The following is a 22,713-nucleotide window of genomic DNA, read 5'->3' as shown; positions in this document are numbered from 1 at the left end:
CCGAGCGAAGCCCCGGCGTCAGGCGGGCGGCAACGTGGGCGGGGTCCAGGTCGCCGGGCGGAGGAGGGCCCGGACGGTTGCGCCGGAAGGGGCCAGGCGGAGGGCCGTGTTGCGGGTCGCGACGGCGACGGGGTGGGTGAGGGCGTGGCCCATGCGCCCCGCCCGGCGCGCGGCCCGGGCCACCGCCTGGGTACGGGGCCGCCGCACCGCGTCGTAGCGGGCCAGGCCGGCGGCAACCGGCCCGCCGGCCGCCAGTTCCGCCGCGAGGACCACCGCGTCCTCCAGGGCCTGGCAGGCCCCCTGCCCCAGGTTCGGGGTCATGGCGTGTGCCGCGTCCCCCAGCAGGGCGACCCGCCCGACGGCGTACGCCGGCAGCGGAGTCACCAGCTCGTGGACGTCGTGGTGCAGGACGTCCTCCGGCCGGGTCGCCGCCAGCAGCCGCCCCACCTGCGGGTGCCAGTTCGCGAAGCGGCGCCCCAGGAACCGCAGCGGGTCCGCGTGCCGGATCCCCGCCGGGGCCTTCAGCACGGCGTGCCATTCGGCGCGGCCGTCCGCGAAGCCGATGTGCCCGAACTCCGCCCCCGGCCCCCAGGTCAGCGCGAAGTCCTCGTCCGTGCGGATCGGTTCGGCGGTGATGGCGCGCAGCACCGTCGAGCCGCTGTAGACCGGCCCGGGGTGGTCCGGGAAGAGCTGTGAACGGATTCCGCTGCGCAGCCCGTCGGCCGCCACGACCAGGTCGGCGCCGGGGTCGGTGGCGAGGGTGCCGGATTCCGCCCGCAGGCAGTCCGCCGGGAGGGCGTCCCGCAGCAGGCGGTGGAGGGCCGCGCGGGGGATGCCGGACACCGGGATGCCCAGGGCCCGTTCGAGGGCCCTGCCGTCCATGCGGGACAGCGGACGCCCCCCGGGGGTGCGCGTTCCGCCCGTGTACTGGGGGTGGGCGGCCGCACGGACCGCCGCGCCCACGCCCAGCGCGTCCAGTGCGCGCATCCCGTTGGCGGCGAGGGAGATCCCCGCGCCCGCGTCCTCCAGTACCGGGGCGCGTTCCAGGACCTGCACGTCCCATCCGGTGCGGTGCAGCCCGATGGCCGCCGCCAGTCCGCCGATGCCGCCGCCGATGACCAGAGCCCGACGAGCCGTCGTCATGATGCCGCCCCTCCCGTTTCTACACCTGTAGAAGGCCTGGGGTGGAGGGTACCCCGTGCTTCTACAGGTGTAGAAAGAGGGGGTGAGTGAAGAGCGACGGGTCCTGCTGGCCGATGCCGCCATCGAGGTGCTGGCCGAACTCGGCATGCGCGGGCTGACCCACCGCGCGGTGGACCGGACCGCCGGGCTTCCCCCGGGCAGCACCTCCGCCTACCTGCGCACCCGCGCCGCCCTGCTGACGGCACTGGTACGCCGCCTCGTGGACCGGGACCAGGCCGAACTCCAGGCCGCCGGTGAGCGGACCCCGCTGCCGCGCACCCCCGCCGAGCTCACCGACGGCCTCGCCGCGCTCACGACGGCCCGCCTCACGGGCGAGGGGCGCAGGCGCTCCCTCGCCCGCTACGCCTGCGTACTGGAGAGCGTCCGCGACCCTGAGCTGCGCGAGATCCTCGTCCCGCGCGAGAACGCCGGGCGGGACGTCGTACGCGCCTTCCTGGCCGCGCACGGCGTCCCCGACCCGGAGGGGCGCACCCTCAGCCTCCTGGCCTGCGTCGACGGCCTGGTGCTGGAGCACCTGCCGGCCGGGGTGGCCGAAATCCCCCGGGAGGCCCTGGAGGGGCTGGTCGCCGCCGCCCTGCGCTGAGCGCCGTCAGAACGTCAGGATGAGCTTGCCCACGTGGGTGCTCGACTCCAGGACGCGGTGGGCCTCGGCCGCCTGCTCCACGGGGTACGTCGCGTGGACCACCGGGCGGACCCGGCCCGAGCCGATCAGGGGCCAGACGTGCTCGCGGACCGCCGCGATGATGGCCGCCTTCTCCTCCAGCGGACGGGCGCGCAGCGAGGTCGCCGTGATGGCGCCGCGCTTGGCCAGCAGCATCCGCAGGTCCAGTTCGGCCTTCACCCCGCCCTGGAAGCCGATCACCGCCAGCCGGCCGTTCATCGCCAGCGCCTCCAGGTTCCGGCCCAGGTACTTCGCGCCCATGATGTCCAGGATCACGTCGGCTCCGGCCCCGTCGGTCGCGGCCTTGAGCTCCTCCACGAAGTCCTGCTCGCGGTAGTCGATCAGGATGTCCGCGCCCAGCTCCGCGCAGCGCTCCAGCTTCTCCTTGCCGCCCGCCGTCACCGCCACCCGCGCGCCCACGGCCTTGCCCAGCTGGACCGCCATGGTGCCGATGCCGCTGGAGCCGCCGTGCACCAGCAGGGTCTCGCCCGGGCGGAGTCCGGCGACCATGAACACGTTGGACCACACCGTCGCGACGACCTCCGGCAGCGCGGCGGCCGACACCAGGTCCACGCCCTGCGGGACCGGCAGGAGCTGGCCGGCCGGGACGGCGACCTGCTGCGCGTACCCGCCGCCGGACAGCAGCGCGCACACCTCGTCGCCCACCGCCCAGCCGGACACCCCGGGCCCCAGCGCGGCGATGCGTCCGGAACACTCCAGGCCGGGATAGGGCGAAGCTCCCGGCGGCGGATCGTAGAAGCCCTGCCGCTGCAGGACGTCGGCGCGGTTCACGGCGCTCGCCGCGACCTCGACGAGCACCTCGCCCTCGCCCGCCACCGGATCGGGTACGTCGGCCCAGACGAGGGCCTCGGGGCCGCCCGGCTGCTCGATGGTGATCGCATGCATGGCCCGGAATCTACCGCGCCCGCTACTCGGCCGGGCCCAGGGTGACCTGAGGGGTCGTCGGGGGAGTCGCCCGGACGATGGTGATCAGGCGGTCCGTCAGCTGGAGGGGGCTCGCGTGCGGGTCGTCGTACGGCAGGAGCCGGTGCCCGCGCACCACGCTGACCACCAGGTCCTCGGTCTCCCGGACGCCCCGGCCCACCTCCGCCCGGTTCACCGGACGCTCGATCAGGTCCAGGCCGCTGCCCTGCTGGATCAGGTCCTCCATCACCGCGCCCGCCCGCGGGCTGAGCACCGACAGGCCCAGCAGGCGGCCGGCCGCGCTCGCGCTCGTGATGACGGCGTCCGCACCGGACTGCTTCAGCAGCGGCCCGTTCTCCTCCTCGCGGACCGCCGTCACGATCTTCGCGCCCCGGTTGAGCTGCCGGGCCGTCAGCGTCACGAGGACCGCCGTGTCGTCCCGCTGGGTGGCGATGATGATCTGACGGGCCTTCTGGAGTTCGGCGCGCAGCAGTACCTCCGAGCGGGTGGCGTCGCCGACGACCCCGGTGAACCCCTCGGAGTTGGCCATGTCGATGACCTTGGCACTGGGGTCGACGATGACGACCTGTTCCTTCGGGAGGCCCGTCGCCAGCAGGGTCTGGAGCGCCGAGCGGCCCTTGGTGCCGAAGCCGACGACGACCGTGTGCTCGCGCAAGTTCTTCCTCCAGCGGTTCAACCGCCACTCTTCCCTCGTGCGTTCGGTCAGGACTTCCAGCGTGGTGCCGACCAGGATGATCAGGAACAGCACGCGCAGCGGGGTGATCAGCAGGACGTTGACCAGCCGGGCGCCGTCGCTGTACGGGACGATGTCGCCGTAGCCGGTCGTCGACAGGGTGACCGTCGCGTAGTAGACGCAGTCGAGGAAGTCGACCGAGTCGTTGGCGTTGTCGTGGTACCCCTCCCGGTCGAGCCACACGATCAGGACGGTCAGGCACAGCACGAACAGCGCCATCAGCAGCCGTCGCGTGACCTGACGCAGAGGCCTTTCCACCACCCGCTTGGGGAGTTTGACGCGGCGTGCGACGAGCTTCTCGTCCGCGCCGCGCGCCATCGCGTCCTGGCCGTGGAGTTTCACGTGAAACATCCCCCTGCCACCCACGGCAGGTCGAGGACTTCCAGCTCCTGCCCGCTCCGCGCACCGTGCGGCGGTACGACGGCCAGCGCGTCGGAGGCGGCCACCCCGCGCAGCATCGCCGGGCCGTTGTAGCGCAGCGGTACGGCGTGCTCGTCGGTCAGCAGGACCGGCACCAGCCGGGTGTCGTACGGGTGCCCCGGCACGTCCCCCTCAACCGGGACGGCGTAGCGGGGGCGCTGGCGGCGGCCGGCGAGGGAGCGCAGCAGCGGTTCGGCGAGGGTCAGCAGGCCGGAGACGGCGGCCAGGGGGTTGCCGGGCAGGCCGACCACGTGGCGGCCGTCCGTCCGGTCGCCGATACGGGCCAGCAGCATCGGGTGCCCGGGGCGCACGGCGACCCCGTCCACGAGGAGTTCGGCGCCGGCCCGTCGGAGCACGGGGTGGACGTGGTCGACGGGCCCGGAGGCGGTGCCGCCGGTGGTGACGACCAGGTCCGCGGTGGAACCGGTGACGGCCTGGAAGAGGGCCTCGGCCCCGGCGGGGTCGTCGCCGAGGCGGCGGGTGGAGACCACCTCCGCCCCGATGCGGGTGATCCAGGGGTCCAGCATGGGGCTGAGGGCGTCGCGGATCAGCCCGTCGTGCGGCAGGCCCTCGGTGAGCAGTTCGTCGCCGAGGACCAGGATCTCCACGCGGGGCCGGGGCCGGGTGACGAGCTCGTCGTATCCGGCGGCCGCGGCCAGCCCGAGGACGGCGGGGGTGACGAGGGAGCCGGCCGGGAGCAGCGGGTCGCCGGAGCGGCACTCCTGGCCGCGCGGGCGGATGTCCTGGCCCGTGCCGACGCGGCGGGTGGCGTACAGCTGGCTGCCGGACTCGCGGGCGTGCTCGCTGCGGATCACGGCGGTGGTGTCGGCGGGTACCCGGGCGCCGGTCGCGATCCGGACGGCCTCGCCGTCGCCGAGGGGCGCGGGGGCTCCGTCGGCGGTGCCCCCCGCCAGGACCCCCTCGCCGGGGCGGATCGCCCAGGGGCCGGGCCCCGCGACGGCCCAGCCGTCCATGGCGGAGGTGTCGAAGGGGGGCAGGTCGCCGAGGGCGTCCAGGGAGGTGGTCAGCACCTCGCCGAGTGCGTCCGCGAGGGGCAGCCGGTGGCTGCGGGACCGCACGGTCGTGCCGGCCAGGGCGGCGGTCTCCCGGGCGCGCTGCCAGGCGGTGGCACGGTGGCCGCCGGCGCCGCCCTCGGCGGCGGGGGTGCGGCTGACCAGGGCCAGGGCCTCGTCCAGGTCGCCGTCGGCGTCGGTACGGGTCACGGAGAGCCGTTCCCCTCGGGGTCGGTGGGCGTGGGGTCGGTGGGCCCGGGGTGGGTGGGCTCGGTTTCCGCCGCCCAGCGCAGTGCCAGGTCGGCGGCCTTCCGGGAGGCCTCGGCGACGGCCTGGGCGGGGTCGGCGCCGGCGGCCTCGGCGCGGGCGGCCGCGTAGCCGACGAGGAAGGTCGTCAGCGGGGCGGCGGGCCGGGCGACCCCGTGGGCGGCGTCACGGGCGAGGTCGAGCAGGGTCTTGGTGTCGACGTCGAGGTCGATGCCGAGCTCGTTCTTGGCGGCGTTGATCCATTGATCCAGCACGTTCCCATGCTCCCTGATCCGGGCGCGGGCCGTCGCCAGGTCCTCCCAGGTGTCGCAGTCGAAGGAGGCGAGTGGCGCAGCGGTGGTGACCCTGGCCAGGTCCAGCTCGGCGGTGAGGGCCTTCAGCGGGAGGCCGTGGAGGGTGCCGTGCTCGGTCGCGAGCAGGGCGATCTCGCGGCGCAGGGATTCGGTGCGGTAGGCGGCGACGAGGGGCTGGTCGCGGCCCTCCGGGTCCCTCAGCAGGGCCCCGTCGCCCGGGCCTGCGGCGGCCGCGGTGAGCAGGGCGCGGACGGTGTCCCGGTCGAGGAAGGGCAGGTCGGCGGAGAGCACGAGGACCACGGCGGCGGTCGTGCGCCGCAGCCCGGCGTGCAGTGCGGCCACCGGGCCGCCGCCGGGCGGGGACTCCAGGGTCCAGTCGACGGGGCGGGCGGTGGGCCTGCGGCCGCCGACGACGACGGTGGCGGCGGCGTCCTGGCAGGCCGCCAGGACGCGGTCGAGGAGGGTGCGGGCGCCTACCGGGAGGGTCGGCTTGTCGGCCCCGCCGAGGCGCCTTGCGGCGCCGCCGGCGAGGACGATGGCGTCGTAGCTCATGCCCATGAGTATGCGCGGGTCATGGGTGCTCTCCCCGCCCCGCCCTTTCTCCGTTTCCACCTCAGACGCCGGTGCGGCTGGAAAGAACCTGGGGCTCCGCCCCAGACCCCAGCGCCTCAAACGCCGGCGGGGCTGGAATGCGGTGGGTGCGTCCAGCCCCGTCGGGGGGTTACAGGTACGGGCCCGAGCGGATGGCGCCGTGGGGGCCGTCTTCGTCGTCTTCGTGGGGGGTGCCGGGGGGCAAGGCGCGGCGCATCTGCTCCAGTTGGGCCCTCGCCGCCATCTGCTGGGCGAACAGGGCGGTCTGGATGCCGTGGAAGAGGCCTTCCAGCCAGCCCACCAACTGGGCCTGTGCGATGCGGAGTTCGGCCTCGGACGGAACGGCTTCCTCCGTGAACGGAAGGGAGAGCCGTTCCAGCTCCTCGACCAGCTCCGGGGCCAGGCCGTCTTCCAGTTCCTTCACCGACGCCGCGTGGATGTCCTTGAGACGGACCCGGCTGGCCTCGTCCAGAGGTGCGGCGCGGACCTCTTCCAGAAGTTGCTTGATCATGCTGCCGATCCGCATGACCTTGGCGGGCTGTTCGACCATCTCCGTCACCGGGACCTCGCGCGACTCGTCATCGGCGCCGCCGACCGCCTTCCCGTCCTGTCCCACGATCAGGACGTGCGGGGGACTGTCCTGCGACCGTTCACTCCTCGGCATCTCCATGCCGTCATTCTCTCGCACACCTTCGTTCTCACACGGTGTGCCCCCGCACGGGCGTGATCCACCCTGTGCGGGGGCGGCGGCGTCATCCGGTCGCGCGGCGGGCCAGGGCCCCGCTCGACTTGGTGACCACGGCGGCCAGGAGGGCCGCGCCCAGCGGGACGAGGACCAGGAGGCCGGCCAGGGTCTCCCAGGGGACGGCGATCGGGACGTAGAGGGGCTGGTCCGGCGAGGAGTAGCCCATCTCGATGCTGCGCAGCAGGAGGCTCTGCTGCTCGCGTTCCTGTGTGAGGCGCAGGCCGACCGCGGGCAGGATGCCCGCCGCCGAGCCGAGGACGACGCCCATCAGGGCCACCACCCCGCACTGGAAGCCGCTGAGGGTGCGCCGCACCCGCGGGGCCGCGCCGACCGCCGCCAGGGTCTTCAGGTCGGCCTCGGAGTCGGCCTGGGCCAGCCCGGTCGCGATACCGGCCGCGCCGATGGTGACCAGGCCCGCGAAGACGGCGAGGGCCAGCATCCCGATGGTGCTCTGCTCCTGGTAGCCGCGTTCGATGCGGACGCGGACGTCGGCGCCCGTCCGGTCGATCTCCCCGTCCAGCCGCTGCCGCTGCTCGGTGGTGGCGGCCTTCTCCAGGCTGAAGAAGGCCCCGAACGGGGCCGTGGCGATGCCGGCGGCCTTCGCCGCGGAGGGCGGCAGGACGAGCCCCACTCCCCAGGACTTGAGGCCCGCGGGCGCCTGGTGGACGGTGAGGACCTTGTCCTGTCCGGGCAGTTCGGCGTGGGTCGCGGAGGCCTTCTGCGCGGCCTCCGGGTCGGTGATCAGCCGGAGGGTGACCTTCCCGTCCTTCACGTCGCGGTGGTCGAAGGAGACCGGCTGTCCCGCCCTGAGGGCCGCCACCGAGCCGGGGTCGGTGACCGCCAGGACCTGGAGGAGCTTCTCGTCCGCCACGATCGTCTTGAACGAGGAGCCCGGGCGGTCCGGCATCGCGCAGCGCGGGTCCTGGCGCAGCTTCTTCGCCTCCGCGGGCGGGAAGTCGGCGGGGCCGTGCTCGGACTCGAAGAGCGGGCAGCGCTGTTCCTTGGGGACGATCAGCTCGACCCGACCGCAGCCGGGGGACGCCCCGTAGTCCTCGCAGTTCGGGTTGCCGACCACCAGGCGGTCCACGTCGGCCCGTACCGCCACCGGCAGGTTCCTGCTGAGCATCTCGCGCGTGGGCGGCACCTCCTTGTGGGCGCTGTTCTCGTTGACGCTGAGCAGGCCTGTGCCGTCGGGGAGTTCGGCGACGTACTCGTGGCGGGCCTGGACGTCCTGGCTGTGCTGGTACGTGGACACCGCCACGGTTCCGGCGACGGCGGCCAGCACGGCGGCCACGGCCGGGGCCGTGCGCCCCCGGTTGCGGACGGCGTCGCGCAGCGCGAGCCGCGGCGACAGCGGCAGCCACCGGCCCAGCCGGCCGAACAGCCCGACCAGGAGCGGGGTGAGGGCGACGATGCCCAGTTCGGCGAGGGCGCTGCCGGCCGCGACAAGGCTGGGGCTGACCCGGTAACGGGTGCCGTAGAGGGCGACGGCGGCGCCGCCGAGGACGGCGAGCAGTCCGATCAGCGGCAGCACCCGGTTGGCGCGCCGGATGCCGCGTCGCCCGGTGAGGGAGGCCAGGACGGGCTGCCGGGAGGCGGTGACGGCGGGGACGAACGCGGCCAGCAGGCCGGTCAGCAGGGCGAGCACGGCGATGCCGGCCAGTTCCGCGGGGCGGAAGTCGAAGCCGCCGAAGCGGACGCCGATCTTCTGCTCCAGGAGCGGCCGCAGTCCGACGGTGAGGCCGATGCCGGCCGAGCAGCCGATGACGGCGGCCACGGCGCCGATGACCAGGCCCCCGGACAGGACGATGGCCCGGATGTGCCGGCGGTCTCCGCCGTTGGCGCCGACCAGGCCCAGCTGGCGTCGGGAGCGCCGGGCGCCGACCGCGAAGGCGGGCCCGGCGAGCAGGCAGACCTCCAGCAGGGCCAGGCCCACGACGGTGGCCACGGTGGCCTGCTCCGTGAACCGGCCCACGTTCAGACCGGGACCGGCGAACCGCTCCTTGCCCTCCTGCGCGTACAGCGGCACCTGGGAGTCGGCGGGCGGGTGCGCCATGACGGCGCGGGAGAGGACGAGCGCGCTCTTGGCGTTCGCCTCCTTGACCATGTTCCACGTGAAACCATCGCCGCCGACCTTCACGAGGAAGGAGTCGGTGACGTTCAGCCCGGGGGCTCCCGTGGCCGCCAGCGCCTTGTCGAGCGGGGCGAGCAGGGTGCCGGGCAGGGCGAGGAGTTCGTCGCGCCTCAGCTCGGAGGGCAGCTCGTACGAGCCCACGATCCGGTACGGGGCCGTGGAGCCGCGCGGTGTCACGGCGGAGCCGACGTAGAGCCCCGAATGCTCCAGGAACGCGGCGGTGGCGATGACCTCGCCGGGCCCGTGGGGCAGCCGGCCGCGCAGGGGCGTGAAGATGCCCTGCGACATCGGGTGGTGGACGTCGAGTTCGCGCAGCTGGGTACCGAGCAGGCCGTGCCGGGTGTGGACCTTGACGTCGGATGAGCTCATCTGGACGGCTTCGGCACCGGCCGGGACGGCGTCCTTCAGTGGTGCGGGCTTCTTGTCCGGGTCGGGACGGTACTTGTCGAAGCCGCCGACCGGCGCGTAGCTCTGCGCGTCGGGGCGCTGGTAGAGGGGCGCGTCCAGGCCCGTCCGGTCGATCCGGGCGTCGGCGGCGCCGATCTGGCGGGAGATCGTCTGCTGGGGGGTGAGCTCGGCGCTGCGCAGGGTGAGGTCGACGGCGCTGGCCCCGACGACCGGGAGGGCGATCATCGCGAGGACCAGGGCGCTGCGGCCCTTGGAGCGCCAGGCGTCGCGGCGGGCGATGCGCAGGGCCGCGATCCACGAGTGGTACCAGGAGGCGAGCGGTGAGGTCACAGGCCGGCCGCCCGCCCGGTGAGCAGCGAGTCGGCGTGGCTGCGCAGGGTCTCGTCGACGACGCTGCCGTCGCGCAGGAACACGACCCGGTCCGCCCAGGCGGCGAAGCGGGGCTCGTGGGTGACCAGGATCCCGGCCGCGCCCGCGTCGCAGCGCAGCCGCAGCAGGGCGAGTACGGACTCCCCGGTCTCGGAGTCGAGGGCGCCGGTGGGTTCGTCGGCCAGGACCAGGCGGCGGTCGCCGACCAGGGCGCGGGCGATGGCCACGCGCTGCTGCTGGCCGCCGGACATCTCGTCGGGGAAGCGGCCGGCGAGGGCGCGCAGGCCGATCTCCTCCAGGGCGGCGAGGGCGGCGGTGCGGGCCTTGCGGGCGGAGGTCCCGTCGAGTTCGAGGGGCAGGGCGACGTTCTCGGCGGCGGTGAGGGCCGGTATGAGGTTGTAGTCCTGGAAGACGTAGCCGATGCTCCGGCGGCGCAGCGCGGACAGCTTGCGGCGTCCGGCGGTGGTGATGTCGACGCCCTCGACCACGACCCGGCCGCTGGTGGGGGTGTCGAGCCCGCCGGCGAGGGTGAGGAGGGTGGACTTCCCGGAGCCGGAGGGCCCCATCACGGCGACCAGTTCGCCGGGGTGGACCGCGAGGTCGATGCCGCGCAGCGCGTGCACCTCGGTGGCGCCGCTGCCGTGCGTGCGGACCAGCTTCTCCAGCCGGAGCACGGGCTGGGCGGCCGCGGGCTGGTGCGGACCTCCCGGGTGGCCGGGGCGGCCGGGATGCGTCGGGCGGCCGGAGGGGCCGGAGGGGCCGCCGTAGCCAGGCTGGTTCGGCTGGTTCGGGTGGGAGCTGTGCTGCTGGTCGGGCATGAAGGGTCCCCCTTTGTAAGGGTCGTTCAGCCCCGCCGCGTGCGGGGGGCGGAGCCGGTGGTCGGGCCGGTGGCGGCTGCCGGGGGCGGGGCGCCCGCGTCGTCGGCGGGCGCGGCGGCAGGGCCGGTGACCGCGCCGAGCGCGGCCAGCCGGACGAGCCGGGCCTCGGAGTGGTCGAGCCAGCGGGCCTCGGCCTCGGTCTGGAAGATCAGCTGTTCCAGGACCAGCAGCCAGGCCACGTCGTCGCGTTCGTTCGCCCGCCCGCTCTCGATGGCGGCCAGGGCCTGGGCCTTGAGCCGGGTGTAGTCCTGCATCGCCCCGATCGTGGCGTGCCGCTGGGACTGGATGACGGCGCGGATGTCCACGCCGGGGGCCCCGACGGCCATGGCGAGCTTGATGGCCAGCTCGTCGCGGGGCGGGCTGGTGCGGTCCACCGGCCGCTCGTACCAGGCGTGCAGCTCGGTGCGGCCGGTGTCGGTGATGGCGTAGAGGGTGTGCCCGGCGGTGTCCTCCCCGCCGGGTGCGACGAGCCCGTCGCGTTCCAGGCGGGCCAGGGTGGTGTACACCTGCCCGACGTTGAGGGGCCAGGTGGAGCCCGTGCGGGATTCGAACTCGGTGCGCAGCTGGGAGCCGTAACGGGGGCCCCGTTCCAGCAGCGCGAGAAGGCCGTGACGGATCGACATACTCAGTATGTATACACGGGCATACTCGGTATGTATACCGAGTATGCCCGTGGCCGGACGGCCTTTCGCCCCTATCGGCCCCGCCGCAGCCGTACGCCCATGTACCCCAGCCCCACGCCCATCAGGGCCAGTCCGGTGCCCAGGGGCAGCAGGTGGGCGGCCAGGTCGGCGACCCGTTCGTTCGGTTCGGTGCCCAGTGCCGAGACCGGGGCGCTGTGGCCCGGGGAGGGGCTCGGCGGGGCTGCGGGCCGCCGGGCGGCGGCGGGCTCCCGGCGCTCGGGGCGCGGGGCCGGCCGGACCGGGTGCACGGGCCGGGAGGCGGTGGTGGCCTCGGGGTCGGCCGGGGCGTTCGCGGGCCGCCCCGGGTGCTCCCGCCCGACCCCTGCGGCGCTTCCGGCGAGCTCCTCGTACGCCTCCTCGGGCACGGGGTCGCCCTGGTCGGTGTCGGCCCGCACCGCGGCGGCGGGCAGGTGGGCGGCGGGCAGGCGGACCGCGGGCGCGCGGGCGGAGGTCGCGCACGCGGGGGCGGTGGCCAGCAGCGCGGCGGCCGCCAGGGCGGCTCCGGCCGTCCAGTGCGGGGCGCGGAGGCGTCGGTTCACGGGGTGCCCCTCCCGTTCCGTGCGGCCGGGGCGCCGTGAGGTCGAGGCGCCGCCCTCAGATTGGCACAGGGGGGCAAAACGGGCATCACGGGACACCCGTCAGGGTGCCCCGGGATGCCCGGGAGCCGAGGGGCCGTCCGCTACGACGGATCGCCGGTGGAGACGATCAGCGTGAACTCCGTGCCGTCCTTGGCCACGTCCGTCCCGGCCTCGGGCAGCTGCTCCAGGACCGTGTCCTGGCCGTAGATGGCCTCGTCGCGCTCGGTGATCTTGTACCTCCAGCCGGCCGCCTGGATGCACAGCTTGACCGACAGCAGGTTCTTGTACCGGAAGTCCGGCGCGACGACCTTCGTCGCGTCCCGGAAGGACTTCGTCGGGCTCTTGCACTGCTCCGCGTCGATCGTGCGCGAGGGGTCCGGGCCCTTGTGCCCCGCCACGGCCGAGGCGGACGCCGACGACGAGGCGCCGGGGCCCGCCGCCTTGTTCTTGTCCTTGGGGTCGTCGCCCATGTTCAGCACGGCGATCAGCCCGCCGATGGCCACCAGGGCCACCGCGATCGCGCCGACCACGACCGGCATGTTCTTCTTCCCGCCGCCCGAGGAGGCCGCCGCAGCGGGCGCCGGGCTGGGCGAGATGGTGAACGGCGGCGGCGTCTGCGGCGCGTACTGGTGCTGGTGCTGCGGCGCTTGCGCCGTGGGCGGGTACGCGTAACCCGGCTGCTGCTGCGCCGCCGAGGGCTGCGCGTACGGGGACGGCGCCGGGGTCTGCGGGGCCTGGTAGGGCTGCTGGAGCGAGTGCGCGGGCGGTGCCTGGAAGGCGGCGTCCACCGGCGGGAACACCGTCGAGCCCACGCCCGCGCCGCTGCCGCCCGTGGCCACGCCCGGGACGATGGCCGGGGCGCCGGTCTGGCCGGCCGAGAGGATCCGCACGATCTCGTCCCGCATGGCCGCGGCCGTGGGGAAGCGCTCGTTCGGGTTCTTCTTCAGCGCCCGCGCCACCAGCGCGTCCATCGCCGGGGTGATGGAGCGGTTGATGGAGGAAGGTGCCACCGGCTCCTCCTGGACGTGCGCGTACGCGATCGCCAGCGGGGAGTCGGCGTCGAAGGGGATACGGCCCGTCAGCAGCTGGAACAGCATGATGCCGACCGAGTACAGGTCGGAGCGGGCGTCCACGCCGCGCCCCAGCGCCTGTTCCGGCGACAGGTACTGCGGGGTGCCGACGACCATGCCGGTCTGCGTCATCGAGGTGACCCCCGACTGCATGGCCCGGGCGATGCCGAAGTCCATCACCTTGACCACGCCGCGCTTGGTCATCATCACGTTGCCCGGCTTGATGTCGCGGTGGACCAGGCCCATCTCGTGGCTGGTCTCCAGCGCGGCCAGCACGTCGGACGTCACCTTCAGCGCCTTGTCCGCCGGCATCGCCCCGTACTGCTGCACGTCCGCGTCGAGGACCGAGCCGAGCGGCCGGCCCTCCACGTACTCCATGACGATGTAGGGCATGACCGCCTCGTCGCCGCCGCCGGCGCCGAAGGTGACGGTTCCCTCACCCGTGTCGAACACCGAGACGATGTTGGTGTGCGACAGTTTCGCAACAGCCTGCGCCTCGCGCCGGAAGCGCTCGCGGAAGGACGCCTCGCGCCCCAGCTCGCTGTGGAGCGTCTTGATGGCGACCTGGCGGTCGAGCGCGGAGTCGTACGCGAGGTAGACCGAGGCCATGCCCCCCTCGCCCAGCAAATCCCTTAGCTGGTAACGGCCACCGGCCAGGGAGCCGCCTGCGTACCGGCCCTGTGTGCCGTCCTGGCTCATGACTGTTGCTTCCCCTCGGGCTCTGTTGCTACGCGTCTGGCTGAGCGCATGTCGCGCCCAGTCTGCCGGAGGGCAAGCACACGTCAAGCCGGTGCCCGCTGCGTGACCACGGGCCTACGCGGTGTCTGTAGCCGAACGGTGACGGGTTCGGAGGCTGTAGCGTTCACCGGAGCACCCGAAGAGGCCCACCGCTAGAGCGGACGAGAGAGACGACGGCGAGGACTGATGGCACCCGAACCCGAGGGAAACGGCGCCGGGATGGCCGACGGTCCTGAGCACTGGGGCGCGGGCGGTCTCGTGGGCGACGGCCGTTACCGGCTGACCCACCGCCTGGGCCGCGGCGGCATGGCGGAGGTCTTCGCCGCCGAGGACGTCCGGCTGGGCCGCACCGTGGCCGTGAAGCTGCTGCGCGCCGACCTGGCCGAGGACCCGGTGTCCAAGGCCCGCTTCACCCGTGAGGCACAGTCGGTCGCCGGCCTCAACCACCACGCCGTCGTCGCCGTCTACGACTCCGGCGAGGACCGGGTCGGCCCGAACGTGGTTCCGTACATCGTGATGGAGCTGGTCGAGGGCCGCACCATCCGCGACCTGCTGATCAGCGCCGAGGCCCCCGGGCCCGAGCAGGCGCTCATCATCGTGTCGGGCGTGCTGGAGGCGCTGGCGTACTCGCACCAGCACGGCATCGTGCACCGCGACATCAAGCCCGCGAACGTCATCATCACCCACTCCGGCGCGGTGAAGGTGATGGACTTCGGCATCGCCCGCGCCCTGCACGGCGCGCAGTCCACGATGACCCAGACCGGCATGGTCATGGGCACCCCGCAGTACCTCTCGCCGGAACAGGCCCTCGGCAAGGCCGTCGACCACCGCAGCGACCTGTACGCCACCGGCTGCCTGCTCTACGAACTCCTCGCGCTGCGGCCCCCCTTCACCGGTGAGACCCCGCTATCGGTGGTCTACCAGCACGTCCAGGACGCGCCGGTCCCGCCCTCGCAGCTGCCCGAGGGGCACCACATCCCGCAGGAGCTCGACGGCCTCGTCATGCGGTCGCTCGCCAAGGACCCGGACGACCGGTTCCAGAGCGCCGAGGAGATGCGCGGGCTCGTCCAGTACGCCCTCCAGATGCTCCAGGACCAGGGCCCGAACACCGGCACCTGGAACACCGGGCCGGTCGGCATGGCGCTCCCGCACGGTCAGCCCGGCGGCGCGCCGACCTCGATGATGCCCGCGGGCCCGGGCGGCGGCCCCCACACCCCCTACCCCTCGCCCAGCACCACCTCGCAGTTCCAGCGGCCGATGGTGCCCCCGCTGAACCCGGACGACGGCACCGCCTTCCCCGGCGGCGGCCACGGCCCCGGCGGCGGACCGGGCGGCCACGGCGGGTACGACGGCTATGACGGCTACGACGGGTACGACAACCGCTCCGGCGGCGGGAAGTGGAAGGTCTGGCTCTTCGTCCTGCTCGCAGTGCTGGCCATCGCCGGCGGGGCCGCGTACGCGGTCAAGAACGGCCTCGGCACGGGCAGCGGCAACAAGCCCAAGACCAGCGTGAGCAGCCCGGGCACCTCGCAGAGCAGCCCGGGCTCGCAGGACACCCCGTCGACCTCGCCGAGCCCGGAGACGGGCGGCTCGCACGACGAGGACACCTTCACGCCCACCCCGAGCCGCAGCAAGTCCACTCCGAGCACCAGCCTGTCGCCCTCCTCGGGCAGCTCGTCGAGCCCGGAGACCAAGAACCCGACGACCCCGCCGCCGAAGTCCCCCACGGCGGAGCCGCCGACCAACAAGCCGACCCCGCCCAGCGGGGGCGGCGGCGGCAGCCCGGCCGGCGCCGAGGGCGCCGGCTAGCGGTGCATACGTCAAAGGGGCCCGGCGGAATTCCCATTCCGCCGGGCCCCTTTCACATCCGCTCGCCTTTCCGGCCGTCAGTGCGCGTGCAGGCGGGGCCGGTCGCAGCGACCGGCATTTTGCGCCCCGAGGGTGTGCACGGTGACCAGCTGGGGTTCGATGCGCATGTACACCGGATCGAACACCTCCCCGTCCACGAAATGCGGTGCCGGGCCGAATAGTTCCAGTTCCGCGGTGGTCGGTTCGGTGAGCTGCGCCGTGCCCGTGACCTGCACGGACCAGAGCCGGGGCGCGCCCGAATTGACGTTGTCGGCCCCGTAGGAGACCACGCTTCCATTGCAGGCGTGGTGATAGCCGAAACCGGCGTGCATTCTCAGGACGATCCTGCCGCCCACCACGATGTGACGGGCGACGGCGAGGAACGGGAGCGCGCGCATGCTGGTGGCGACGCGGCCGTACGGCACACGGCGCAGCATTTCGACGGCGTTTATTTCCTCCGGTGACATGCGACCACTCTCGGGCCCCGGCGGGCGGCCGGGACAGAGGAGCCCGCCCCGATCACCGAGGACGTTGGTCCCGAATCGAACCATGTGCCGCGGGGAAGCGGGCGGCCACGGGGCGTCACCCTCGAAGGCCGCCCGAGATCCCGTCGACGTCCACTCGGCGCCCGCTCGTGAAGCGCTCGAACAGGGTTGCGCCCCGCGCGGCGCCCCGTCGCGGAGGCCTCGCCTCCGCTCGACGCCGGATCGAGCGCTTCTCGCGCGGCCTTGGCTCCGGGTCGAGCGCCTCTCGCGCCGTCTCGCGTCCGGATCGAGCGCCTCTCGCGCCGTCTCGGGGCCGGGTCGAGTGCGGCTAGCGCTTCTCCGCCTGGAGGCGGGCGACGTACGCGGCGGCCTGGGAGCGGCGCTCCATGCCCAGCTTCGACAGCAGGCTGGAGACGTAGTTCTTGATGGTCTTCTCGGCCAGGTGCAGCCGCTCGCCGATGACCCGGTTCGTCAGGCCCTCGCCGATCAGGTCGAGGATCTTGCGCTCCTGCTCGGTGAGGTTCGCGAGCCGGTCGTCGCCCTTGCCGTTCTTGCCGTCGCGCAGCCGTTCCAGCACCCGCGCGGTCGCCACCGGGTCCAGCAGGGACTTGCCCGCCGCCACGTCGCGCACCGCGCTGAGCAGCTCGTTCCCCCGGATGGCCTTGAGGACGTAGCCCGAGGCGCCCGCCATGATCGCGTCGAACAGCGCCTCGTCGTCGGCGAACGAGGTGAGCATCAGGCACTTGATGTCCTCGTCCTGCGAGCGGACCTCGCGGCACACCTCGACACCGCTGCCGTCCGGCAGGCGCACGTCGAGCACGGCCACGTCGGGGCGGGTCGCCGGGATGCGGACCAGGGCGTCCGCGGCGGTACCGGCCTCGCCGACGATCTCGATGTCCTCTTCGACCGACAAAAGCTCATGAACGCCCCGACGTACTACTTCGTGGTCGTCCAGGAGAAATACCTTGATTTTTCCGTTTTCGCGCACAAGCTCATCTTCACACACTCACCTCTTCCCTGCCGGAGTTACCCGGGATAACGTGCCGTTGTTCCGGCCCCCTGCAAGGCTGTGACCAGTGGTTGTTCCCGCAGCGGCCGATTTACTTGGATATCCAAGCAAAATCGCAGGTCAAACGGGGTTTCGCAGTTATGCGTCGCACTGGGTAACGTGCTGTGCGCAGGGCACTCGCCGGGGCACCTGTCACGCCTGAATCCGAATCGCGCCGTGCACCCACCCCGTGTGCGGGTACGGATACAGGTGAGCCGCACTGGTCCCCGGAGAACCCGGGTGCCGGACCGACGGAGGAGCACACGTGACCGTGGAGAGCACTGCCGCGCGCAAGCCGCGACGCAGCAGCGGCACCAAGCGGGCGGCAGGCGCGGCGAGCGCCCGCAAGACCGCCGCTGCCACCGCACAGCCGCACGACGCCGAGCCTCAGCTCGTACAACTGCTGACGCCCGAGGGTGAACGGGTCGAGGTCGACAGCCACCCCGAGGTGGCCGAGTTCGCGGCCTTCGTCGCGGACGTCACCACCGAGGACCTGCGCGGCCTGTACCGCGACATGGTCCTGACCCGCCGCTTCGACGGCGAGGCGACCGCCCTCCAGCGCCAGGGCGAGCTGGGCCTGTGGGCCTCGCTGCTGGGCCAGGAGGCCGCCCAGATCGGCTCCGGCCGGGCACTCCGCGACGACGACTACGTCTTCCCGACCTACCGCGAGCACGGTGTGGCCTGGTGCCGCGGCGTCGACCCGACGAACCTGCTCGGCATGTTCCGCGGCGTGAACCACGGCGGCTGGGACCCGAACACCAACAACTTCCACCTCTACACGATCGTCATCGGCTCGCAGACGCTGCACGCGACCGGTTACGCCATGGGCGTGGCCAAGGACGGCGCGGACTCCGCGGTCATCGCCTACTTCGGCGACGGCGCCTCCAGCCAGGGCGACGTGATGGAGGCCTTCAACTTCTCGGCCGTCTACAACTCCCCCGTGGTGTTCTTCTGCCAGAACAACCAGTGGGCGATCTCCGAGCCGACCGAGCGCCAGATGCGCGTGCCGCTCTACCAGCGCGCCCAGGGCTTCGGCTTCCCCGGCATCCGCGTCGACGGCAACGACGTCCTCGCCTGCCTGGCCGTCACCCGCTGGGCGCTGGACCGCGCCCGCCGCGGCGAGGGCCCGGCCCTGATCGAGGCGTTCACGTACCGCATGGGCGCCCACACCACCTCCGACGACCCGACGAAGTACCGCGCGGACGAGGAGACGGCGGCCTGGGAGGCGAAGGACCCGATCCTGCGCCTGAAGGCCCACCTGCTGGCCTCCGGCGGCGCCGACGAGGCGTTCTTCGAGGAGCTGGAGGCGGAGAGCGAAGCCCTCGGCAAGCGGGTCCGCGAGGTCGTGCGCGCCATGCCCGACCCGGACACCATGGCGATCTTCGAGAACGTCTACGCGGACGGGCACGCGCTCGTCGACGAGGAGCGCGCCCAGTTCGCCGCCTACCTCGCTTCCTTCGAGCCGGCCGAGGAGGGTCACTGATGGCTGTCGAGAAGATGTCGATCGCGAAGGCGCTCAACGAGTCGCTGCGCAAGGCCATGGACACCGACCCCAAGGTCCTGATCATGGGCGAGGACGTCGGCAAGCTGGGCGGTGTCTTCCGCATCACCGACGGGCTGCAGAAGGACTTCGGCGAGGAGCGGGTCATCGACACCCCGCTGGCCGAGTCCGGCATCGTCGGCACCGCCATCGGCCTGGCCCTGCGCGGCTACCGGCCGGTCGTGGAGATCCAGTTCGACGGGTTCGTCTTCCCCGCGTACGACCAGATCGTCACGCAGCTCGCGAAGATGCACGCCCGCGCCCTCGGCAAGATCAAGCTGCCGGTCGTCGTCCGCATCCCCTACGGCGGCGCCATCGGCGCGGTCGAGCACCACAGCGAGTCCCCCGAAACGCTCTTCGCGCACGTCGCGGGCCTGAAGGTGGTCTCCCCGTCGAACGCCAGCGACGCGTACTGGATGCTCCAGCAGGCGATCCTCAGCGACGACCCGGTGATCTTCTTCGAGCCGAAGCGCCGCTACTGGGACAAGGGCGAGGTCGACACCGACGCCATCCCGGGCGAGCTGCACAAGGCACGGGTGGTCCGCGAGGGCGCCGACCTCACCCTGGCCGCGTACGGCCCGATGGTGAAGGTCTGCCTGGAGGCGGCGGCCGCGGCCGCCGAGGAGGGCAAGTCGGTCGAGGTCCTGGACCTGCGCTCGATGTCCCCGATCGACTTCGACGGGATCCAGGCCTCGGTGGAGAAGACCCGCCGGCTGGTCGTGGTCCACGAGGCCCCGGTCTTCCTCGGCACCGGTTCCGAGATCGCCGCCCGCATCACGGAGCGGTGCTTCTACCACCTGGAGGCGCCGGTGCTGCGCGTCGGCGGCTTCCACGCCCCGTACCCGCCGGCCCGCCTGGAGGACGAGTACCTGCCCGGCCTGGACCGCGTGCTCGACGCCGTCGACCGCTCGCTGGCGTTCTGAGGAGAGCCGCCCCATGACGATCCGCGAATTCAAGATGCCCGACGTGGGCGAGGGCCTGACCGAGGCCGAGATCCTCAAGTGGTACGTCCAGCCGGGTGACACGGTCACCGACGGGCAGGTCGTCTGCGAGGTGGAGACGGCGAAGGCGGCCGTGGAGCTGCCGATCCCCTTCGACGGGGTGGTGCACGCGCTGCTCTTCGAAGAGGGCGTGACGGTCGACGTCGGCCAGGTGATCATCTCCGTCGAGACCGGCGGGGCCGGCGCGACGGAGGCCCCGGCCGCCGCTGCCGCCGCCCCGGCCGCCCCTGAGGCGGCCGAGGAGCCGGCGCCCGAGGGCCGCCAGCCCGTGCTGGTGGGCTACGGGGTCTCCCAGTCCTCCACGAAGCGCCGCCCGCGCAAGGCGGTGGCGGGTGCCCCCGCCGCCGCTCCGGTCGCCGCCCCCGTGGTGCCGGCCCCCGCCGCCCCGGCGCCCGTCGTGCCCGCTCCGGCGGCGCAGAACGGCACCGCGTACGCCAACGGCCACGGTGCGGCCACCGCCGAGCGGCCGCTCGCCAAGCCGCCCGTGCGCAAGCTCGCCAAGGACCTCGGCATCGACCTGGCCTCGGTGGTCCCCACCGGTGACGGCGGTGTCGTGACCCGCGAGGACGTGCACGCCGCCGCCGCGGCCGCGCTCGCCCCGCAGGCCCCCGCCCAGGTCCCGGCCCCGGCCGCGGCCCCCGCGCCCGTCCAGGCCCCCGTGGCGGCCCCCGCCGAGGCGGCCGCGGCCGTGGCGGCGCCGGGCGCGCGGGAGACCCGTATCCCGGTCAAGGGCGTCCGCAAGGTCACCGCCCAGGCCATGGTCGGCTCCGCCTTCACCGCCCCGCACGTCACCGAGTTCATCACCCTCGACGTGACGCGCACGATGAAGCTGGTCCAGGAGCTCAAGGACGACCCGGACCTCGCGGGGCTCCGGATCAACCCGCTGCTCCTGATCGCCAAGGCGGTCCTCGTCGCCATCCGCCGCAACCCGGACGTCAACGCGTCCTGGGACGAGGCGGCCCAGGAGATCGTGCTCAAGCACTACGTGAACCTGGGCATCGCGGCGGCCACCCCGCGCGGGCTGATCGTCCCGAACATCAAGGACGCCCACGCCAAGACGCTGGCCGAGCTGTCCACCTCCCTGTCGGACCTGGTCGCGACGGCCCGCGAGGGCAAGACCTCCCCGGCCGACATGCAGAACGGCACCATCACCATCACCAACGTCGGCGTCTTCGGCGTCGACACCGGTACGCCCATCCTGAACCCCGGCGAGTCCGCGATCCTCGCGGTCGGCGCGATCAAGCTCCAGCCGTGGGTCCACAAGGGCAAGGTGAAGCCGCGTCAGGTCACCACCCTGGCCCTGTCGTTCGACCACCGCCTGATCGACGGCGAACTGGGCTCCAAGTTCCTCGCCGACATCGCGGCGGTCCTGGAGCACCCGCGCCGGCTGGTCACCTGGTCGTAGCCGCCCGGGCAGCCGACACCCGCCGATGGCCGGGCCCCTCCGCAGGGAGGGTGCCCGGCCATCGGGCGTTCGCGGGCCGGGTGGTGGGAAGCCGGCCCCGCCCGGGCCCCGGGGCGGTAGCCTCCCGGCCATGCCCATCGCCGAGTTGCAGGTGTATCGCGTCGAGGAGGCCGACGTCACCGGCGGACTGTGCCTCGTCCGGTGCGTCGGCGGCACGGCCCGGTCCGGGCAGGTGTACGCGGCGGGCCAGTCGCGGGTCTGGCTGCGCGGGATAGAGCGGCACGGGCGCGCGGTCGACGCCTTCGGCGCCGGCCACACCGCCCGGGTCCGCCTCGCCGGACCGGTGGTCGCGCTGCTCAGCCGGGGCCAGGTGCTGACCTCCGTACCGCCCGACGGGCACGGCCTCGCGGAACTGGAGGCCTGGCTGGCCACCGGTCCCCCGCTCGCGGACGAACCCCTGCCGCGAACGCTGCGCTCCCTGGCCATCGGGGGGATGCAGGACGAGCGGCTGCCGGAGGGGGTACGGCTGCGCTGGGGCCGGGTGGCCCTGGCGGCGGCGTACCGCTGCGCGGCGGCGGAGGGGGCGTCCGGCCTGGTGCGGGGGATCGAGCTGGCCTTCGTACGGGCCTACCTGCTGCGGGAGTTCGGCCCCGGGCCGGGCGGGGACCCGGCCGCCGTGTGCCGGGAGGCGCTCGCGCTGATCGACCTCACCCCGGCGGAGGCGGCCGCGCGGGCCCGCGTCTGGCGTGAGCTGCCCCGGGAGCGGATCGTGCACCTGCGGCGGATCAGGCACCTCGTGCGGTGGACCGGCGCGGCCCGGCCGTACCTGGCGCCGGGCGACCCGCTGGCCCTGGCCTTGGACGCCTGGTCACGGGTGGGGAGGGAGCTGCCCTGAGATCCCGTCCGCCCCGCCGCGGCCCGTGCACGCCCGAAGCGGACGTGACGGGGTCTCAGCGGACGCGGTAGGCACGCACGAAGGCCGCGGTGCCGCCCCGGACGATCCGGTCGGTCTGCGCCGGGGACAGGGGCAGGACCCCGTAGTGGGAGAGCTGCGCGACGGAGGTGGAGGTCAGCGCCGTGAAGTGGGCGCCCGCCAGCGCCGCGTCGCCGTGCAGGTCGAGCAGCCCGGCCCGCTCCAGGGCCGCCAGGGCATCGGCGAGGGCGTCGGCGACCGGGCCGGGGCCCGCGGCCTTCCAGGCGGCCAGCACCTCGGGCGGCACGTGGTCGGCCTCGGCGTGGATGTGGCGGACGAGGGCGAAGTGGTCGGGGTGTTCCACCATCACGTCGATCAGCGCGCGGGCGACGGCGGCCAGGTCCCGTTCCAGGTTGTCCGGGTGGGGCGGGCGCCCGGGGTCCAGCAGGGCGCGCACGACGGCCACGTGGGCGTCGCGCACCTCGCCCGAGCTCCAGGTGACCACGGCGCGGAAGAGCTCCGACTTGCCGCCGGGGAAGTGGTTGTAGAGCGTCCGCGTCGAGACGCCGGCCGCCGCGGCGAGGGCGTCGACGGACGCGCGCGCGTACCCCTCGCGGCCGAAGACCGCGCAGGTGGGGCGGGCGAGGGCGATCCGTCTGGCCTGCTTGCGGGGCGGGAGCACGTCCGCCGTCCCGTCCGGTCCGCGGTCCGGGGCTTCCCCCTCCATCACGCCTCCAGCGTCTC

The 22,713-nt window shown here is 73.7% G+C and carries 20 protein-coding genes; 6 read left to right on the top strand and 14 right to left on the bottom strand.

Translation table 11 applies throughout. The features are described from left to right. Positions 1–18: 18 nt before the first annotated feature. Complete coding sequence (locus BX286_RS18440) at positions 19–1,143, bottom strand: FAD-dependent monooxygenase (protein ID WP_079428525.1); 1,125 nt, start codon at positions 1,141–1,143, stop codon at positions 19–21. 82 nt (positions 1,144–1,225) lie between these two features. On the opposite strand from BX286_RS18440, the gene BX286_RS18435 reads away from it, so the two are divergent. Continuing rightward, positions 1,226–1,786 carry a TetR/AcrR family transcriptional regulator gene (locus BX286_RS18435; RefSeq protein WP_079428523.1) on the top strand — a complete coding sequence of 187 codons (561 nt, stop codon included), beginning with the start codon at positions 1,226–1,228 and terminating at the stop codon, positions 1,784–1,786. Positions 1,787–1,792: 6 nt separating this feature from the next. Here the strand turns inward: BX286_RS18435 and BX286_RS18430 are convergent, their stop codons facing one another. The 10 genes from BX286_RS18430 to BX286_RS18390 all read right to left on the bottom strand — a co-directional run bounded on the left by BX286_RS18430 (position 1,793) and on the right by BX286_RS18390 (position 13,690). Then, entirely contained in the window at positions 1,793–2,770 is a 978-nt protein-coding gene (locus BX286_RS18430; RefSeq protein WP_079428521.1) for an NAD(P)H-quinone oxidoreductase, read from the bottom strand. A 22-nt stretch (positions 2,771–2,792) separates the two neighbouring features. Next, positions 2,793–3,893, bottom strand: coding sequence for a TrkA family potassium uptake protein (locus BX286_RS18425; RefSeq protein WP_100863339.1), 1,101 nt, complete (start codon positions 3,891–3,893; stop codon positions 2,793–2,795). Beyond that, positions 3,881–5,185 (bottom strand): molybdopterin molybdotransferase MoeA, encoded by a 1,305-nt coding sequence (locus BX286_RS18420; RefSeq protein ID WP_398898659.1) that lies wholly within the window; start codon positions 5,183–5,185, stop codon positions 3,881–3,883. The genes BX286_RS18425 and BX286_RS18420 overlap by 13 nt, the downstream gene beginning before the upstream one ends. Next, positions 5,182–6,087 (bottom strand): NTP transferase domain-containing protein, encoded by a 906-nt coding sequence (locus BX286_RS18415; protein ID WP_079431826.1) that lies wholly within the window; start codon positions 6,085–6,087, stop codon positions 5,182–5,184. Before BX286_RS18415 ends, BX286_RS18420 begins: the two co-directional genes overlap by 4 nt. Positions 6,088–6,256: 169 nt before the next feature. Continuing rightward, positions 6,257–6,796, bottom strand: a complete 540-nt coding sequence (locus BX286_RS18410; protein ID WP_079428515.1) for a bacterial proteasome activator family protein — start codon at positions 6,794–6,796, stop codon at positions 6,257–6,259. Between the two features lie 82 nt (positions 6,797–6,878). Beyond that, entirely contained in the window at positions 6,879–9,638 is a 2,760-nt protein-coding gene (locus tag BX286_RS18405) for an FtsX-like permease family protein (RefSeq protein ID WP_261993634.1), read from the bottom strand. Positions 9,639–9,739: 101 nt separating this feature from the next. Beyond that, complete coding sequence (locus tag BX286_RS18400; protein ID WP_398898656.1) at positions 9,740–10,600, bottom strand: ABC transporter ATP-binding protein; 861 nt, start codon at positions 10,598–10,600, stop codon at positions 9,740–9,742. A gap of 26 nt (positions 10,601–10,626) precedes the next feature. After that, positions 10,627–11,283 carry a PadR family transcriptional regulator gene (locus tag BX286_RS18395; protein WP_121015543.1) on the bottom strand — a complete coding sequence of 219 codons (657 nt, stop codon included), beginning with the start codon at positions 11,281–11,283 and terminating at the stop codon, positions 10,627–10,629. A gap of 71 nt (positions 11,284–11,354) precedes the next feature. Next, positions 11,355–11,882, bottom strand: a complete 528-nt coding sequence (locus BX286_RS36635) for a hypothetical protein (RefSeq protein ID WP_187344160.1) — start codon at positions 11,880–11,882, stop codon at positions 11,355–11,357. Positions 11,883–12,022: 140 nt separating this feature from the next. Beyond that, positions 12,023–13,690: a protein kinase domain-containing protein gene (locus tag BX286_RS18390; protein ID WP_079428512.1), complete on the bottom strand. Its 1,668-nt coding sequence runs from the start codon at positions 13,688–13,690 to the stop codon at positions 12,023–12,025. A gap of 225 nt (positions 13,691–13,915) precedes the next feature. Here BX286_RS18390 and BX286_RS18385 point away from each other — a divergent pair, with 225 nt between their 5' ends. Then, complete coding sequence (locus BX286_RS18385; protein ID WP_079428510.1) at positions 13,916–15,538, top strand: protein kinase domain-containing protein; 1,623 nt, start codon at positions 13,916–13,918, stop codon at positions 15,536–15,538. A 77-nt stretch (positions 15,539–15,615) separates the two neighbouring features. On the opposite strand, the gene BX286_RS18380 is transcribed toward BX286_RS18385, so the two are convergent. Further along, positions 15,616–16,044, bottom strand: coding sequence for a pyridoxamine 5'-phosphate oxidase family protein (locus BX286_RS18380; RefSeq protein WP_079428508.1), 429 nt, complete (start codon positions 16,042–16,044; stop codon positions 15,616–15,618). A gap of 346 nt (positions 16,045–16,390) precedes the next feature. Beyond that, positions 16,391–17,050 (bottom strand): response regulator transcription factor, encoded by a 660-nt coding sequence (locus BX286_RS18375; protein ID WP_045950154.1) that lies wholly within the window; start codon positions 17,048–17,050, stop codon positions 16,391–16,393. Positions 17,051–17,375: 325 nt separating this feature from the next. On the opposite strand from BX286_RS18375, the gene pdhA reads away from it, so the two are divergent. From pdhA to BX286_RS18355, 4 genes are all read left to right on the top strand, one after another. Further along, positions 17,376–18,593 carry a pyruvate dehydrogenase (acetyl-transferring) E1 component subunit alpha gene (gene pdhA / locus BX286_RS18370; protein ID WP_079428506.1) on the top strand — a complete coding sequence of 406 codons (1,218 nt, stop codon included), beginning with the start codon at positions 17,376–17,378 and terminating at the stop codon, positions 18,591–18,593. After that, on the top strand, positions 18,593–19,573 hold the full coding sequence (locus tag BX286_RS18365; RefSeq protein WP_079428504.1) for an alpha-ketoacid dehydrogenase subunit beta: 981 nt from the start codon (positions 18,593–18,595) through the stop codon (positions 19,571–19,573). Before pdhA ends, BX286_RS18365 begins: the two co-directional genes overlap by 1 nt. A gap of 13 nt (positions 19,574–19,586) precedes the next feature. After that, positions 19,587–21,056, top strand: coding sequence for a dihydrolipoamide acetyltransferase family protein (locus BX286_RS18360; protein ID WP_079428502.1), 1,470 nt, complete (start codon positions 19,587–19,589; stop codon positions 21,054–21,056). Between the two features lie 130 nt (positions 21,057–21,186). Continuing rightward, positions 21,187–21,951, top strand: coding sequence for a hypothetical protein (locus BX286_RS18355; RefSeq protein WP_079428500.1), 765 nt, complete (start codon positions 21,187–21,189; stop codon positions 21,949–21,951). 55 nt (positions 21,952–22,006) lie between these two features. On the opposite strand, the gene BX286_RS18350 is transcribed toward BX286_RS18355, so the two are convergent. Next, positions 22,007–22,696, bottom strand: coding sequence for a TetR/AcrR family transcriptional regulator (locus BX286_RS18350; RefSeq protein ID WP_121015541.1), 690 nt, complete (start codon positions 22,694–22,696; stop codon positions 22,007–22,009). Between the last annotated feature and the right edge of the window lie 17 nt (positions 22,697–22,713).

The organism is Streptomyces sp. 3211.6 (assembly GCF_003634815.1).
Taxonomy (GTDB): domain Bacteria; phylum Actinomycetota; class Actinomycetes; order Streptomycetales; family Streptomycetaceae; genus Streptomyces; species Streptomyces katrae_A.
The sequence above is the reverse complement of the archived record's forward strand: the minus strand, read 5'-3'. Positions and strand labels throughout refer to the sequence as shown.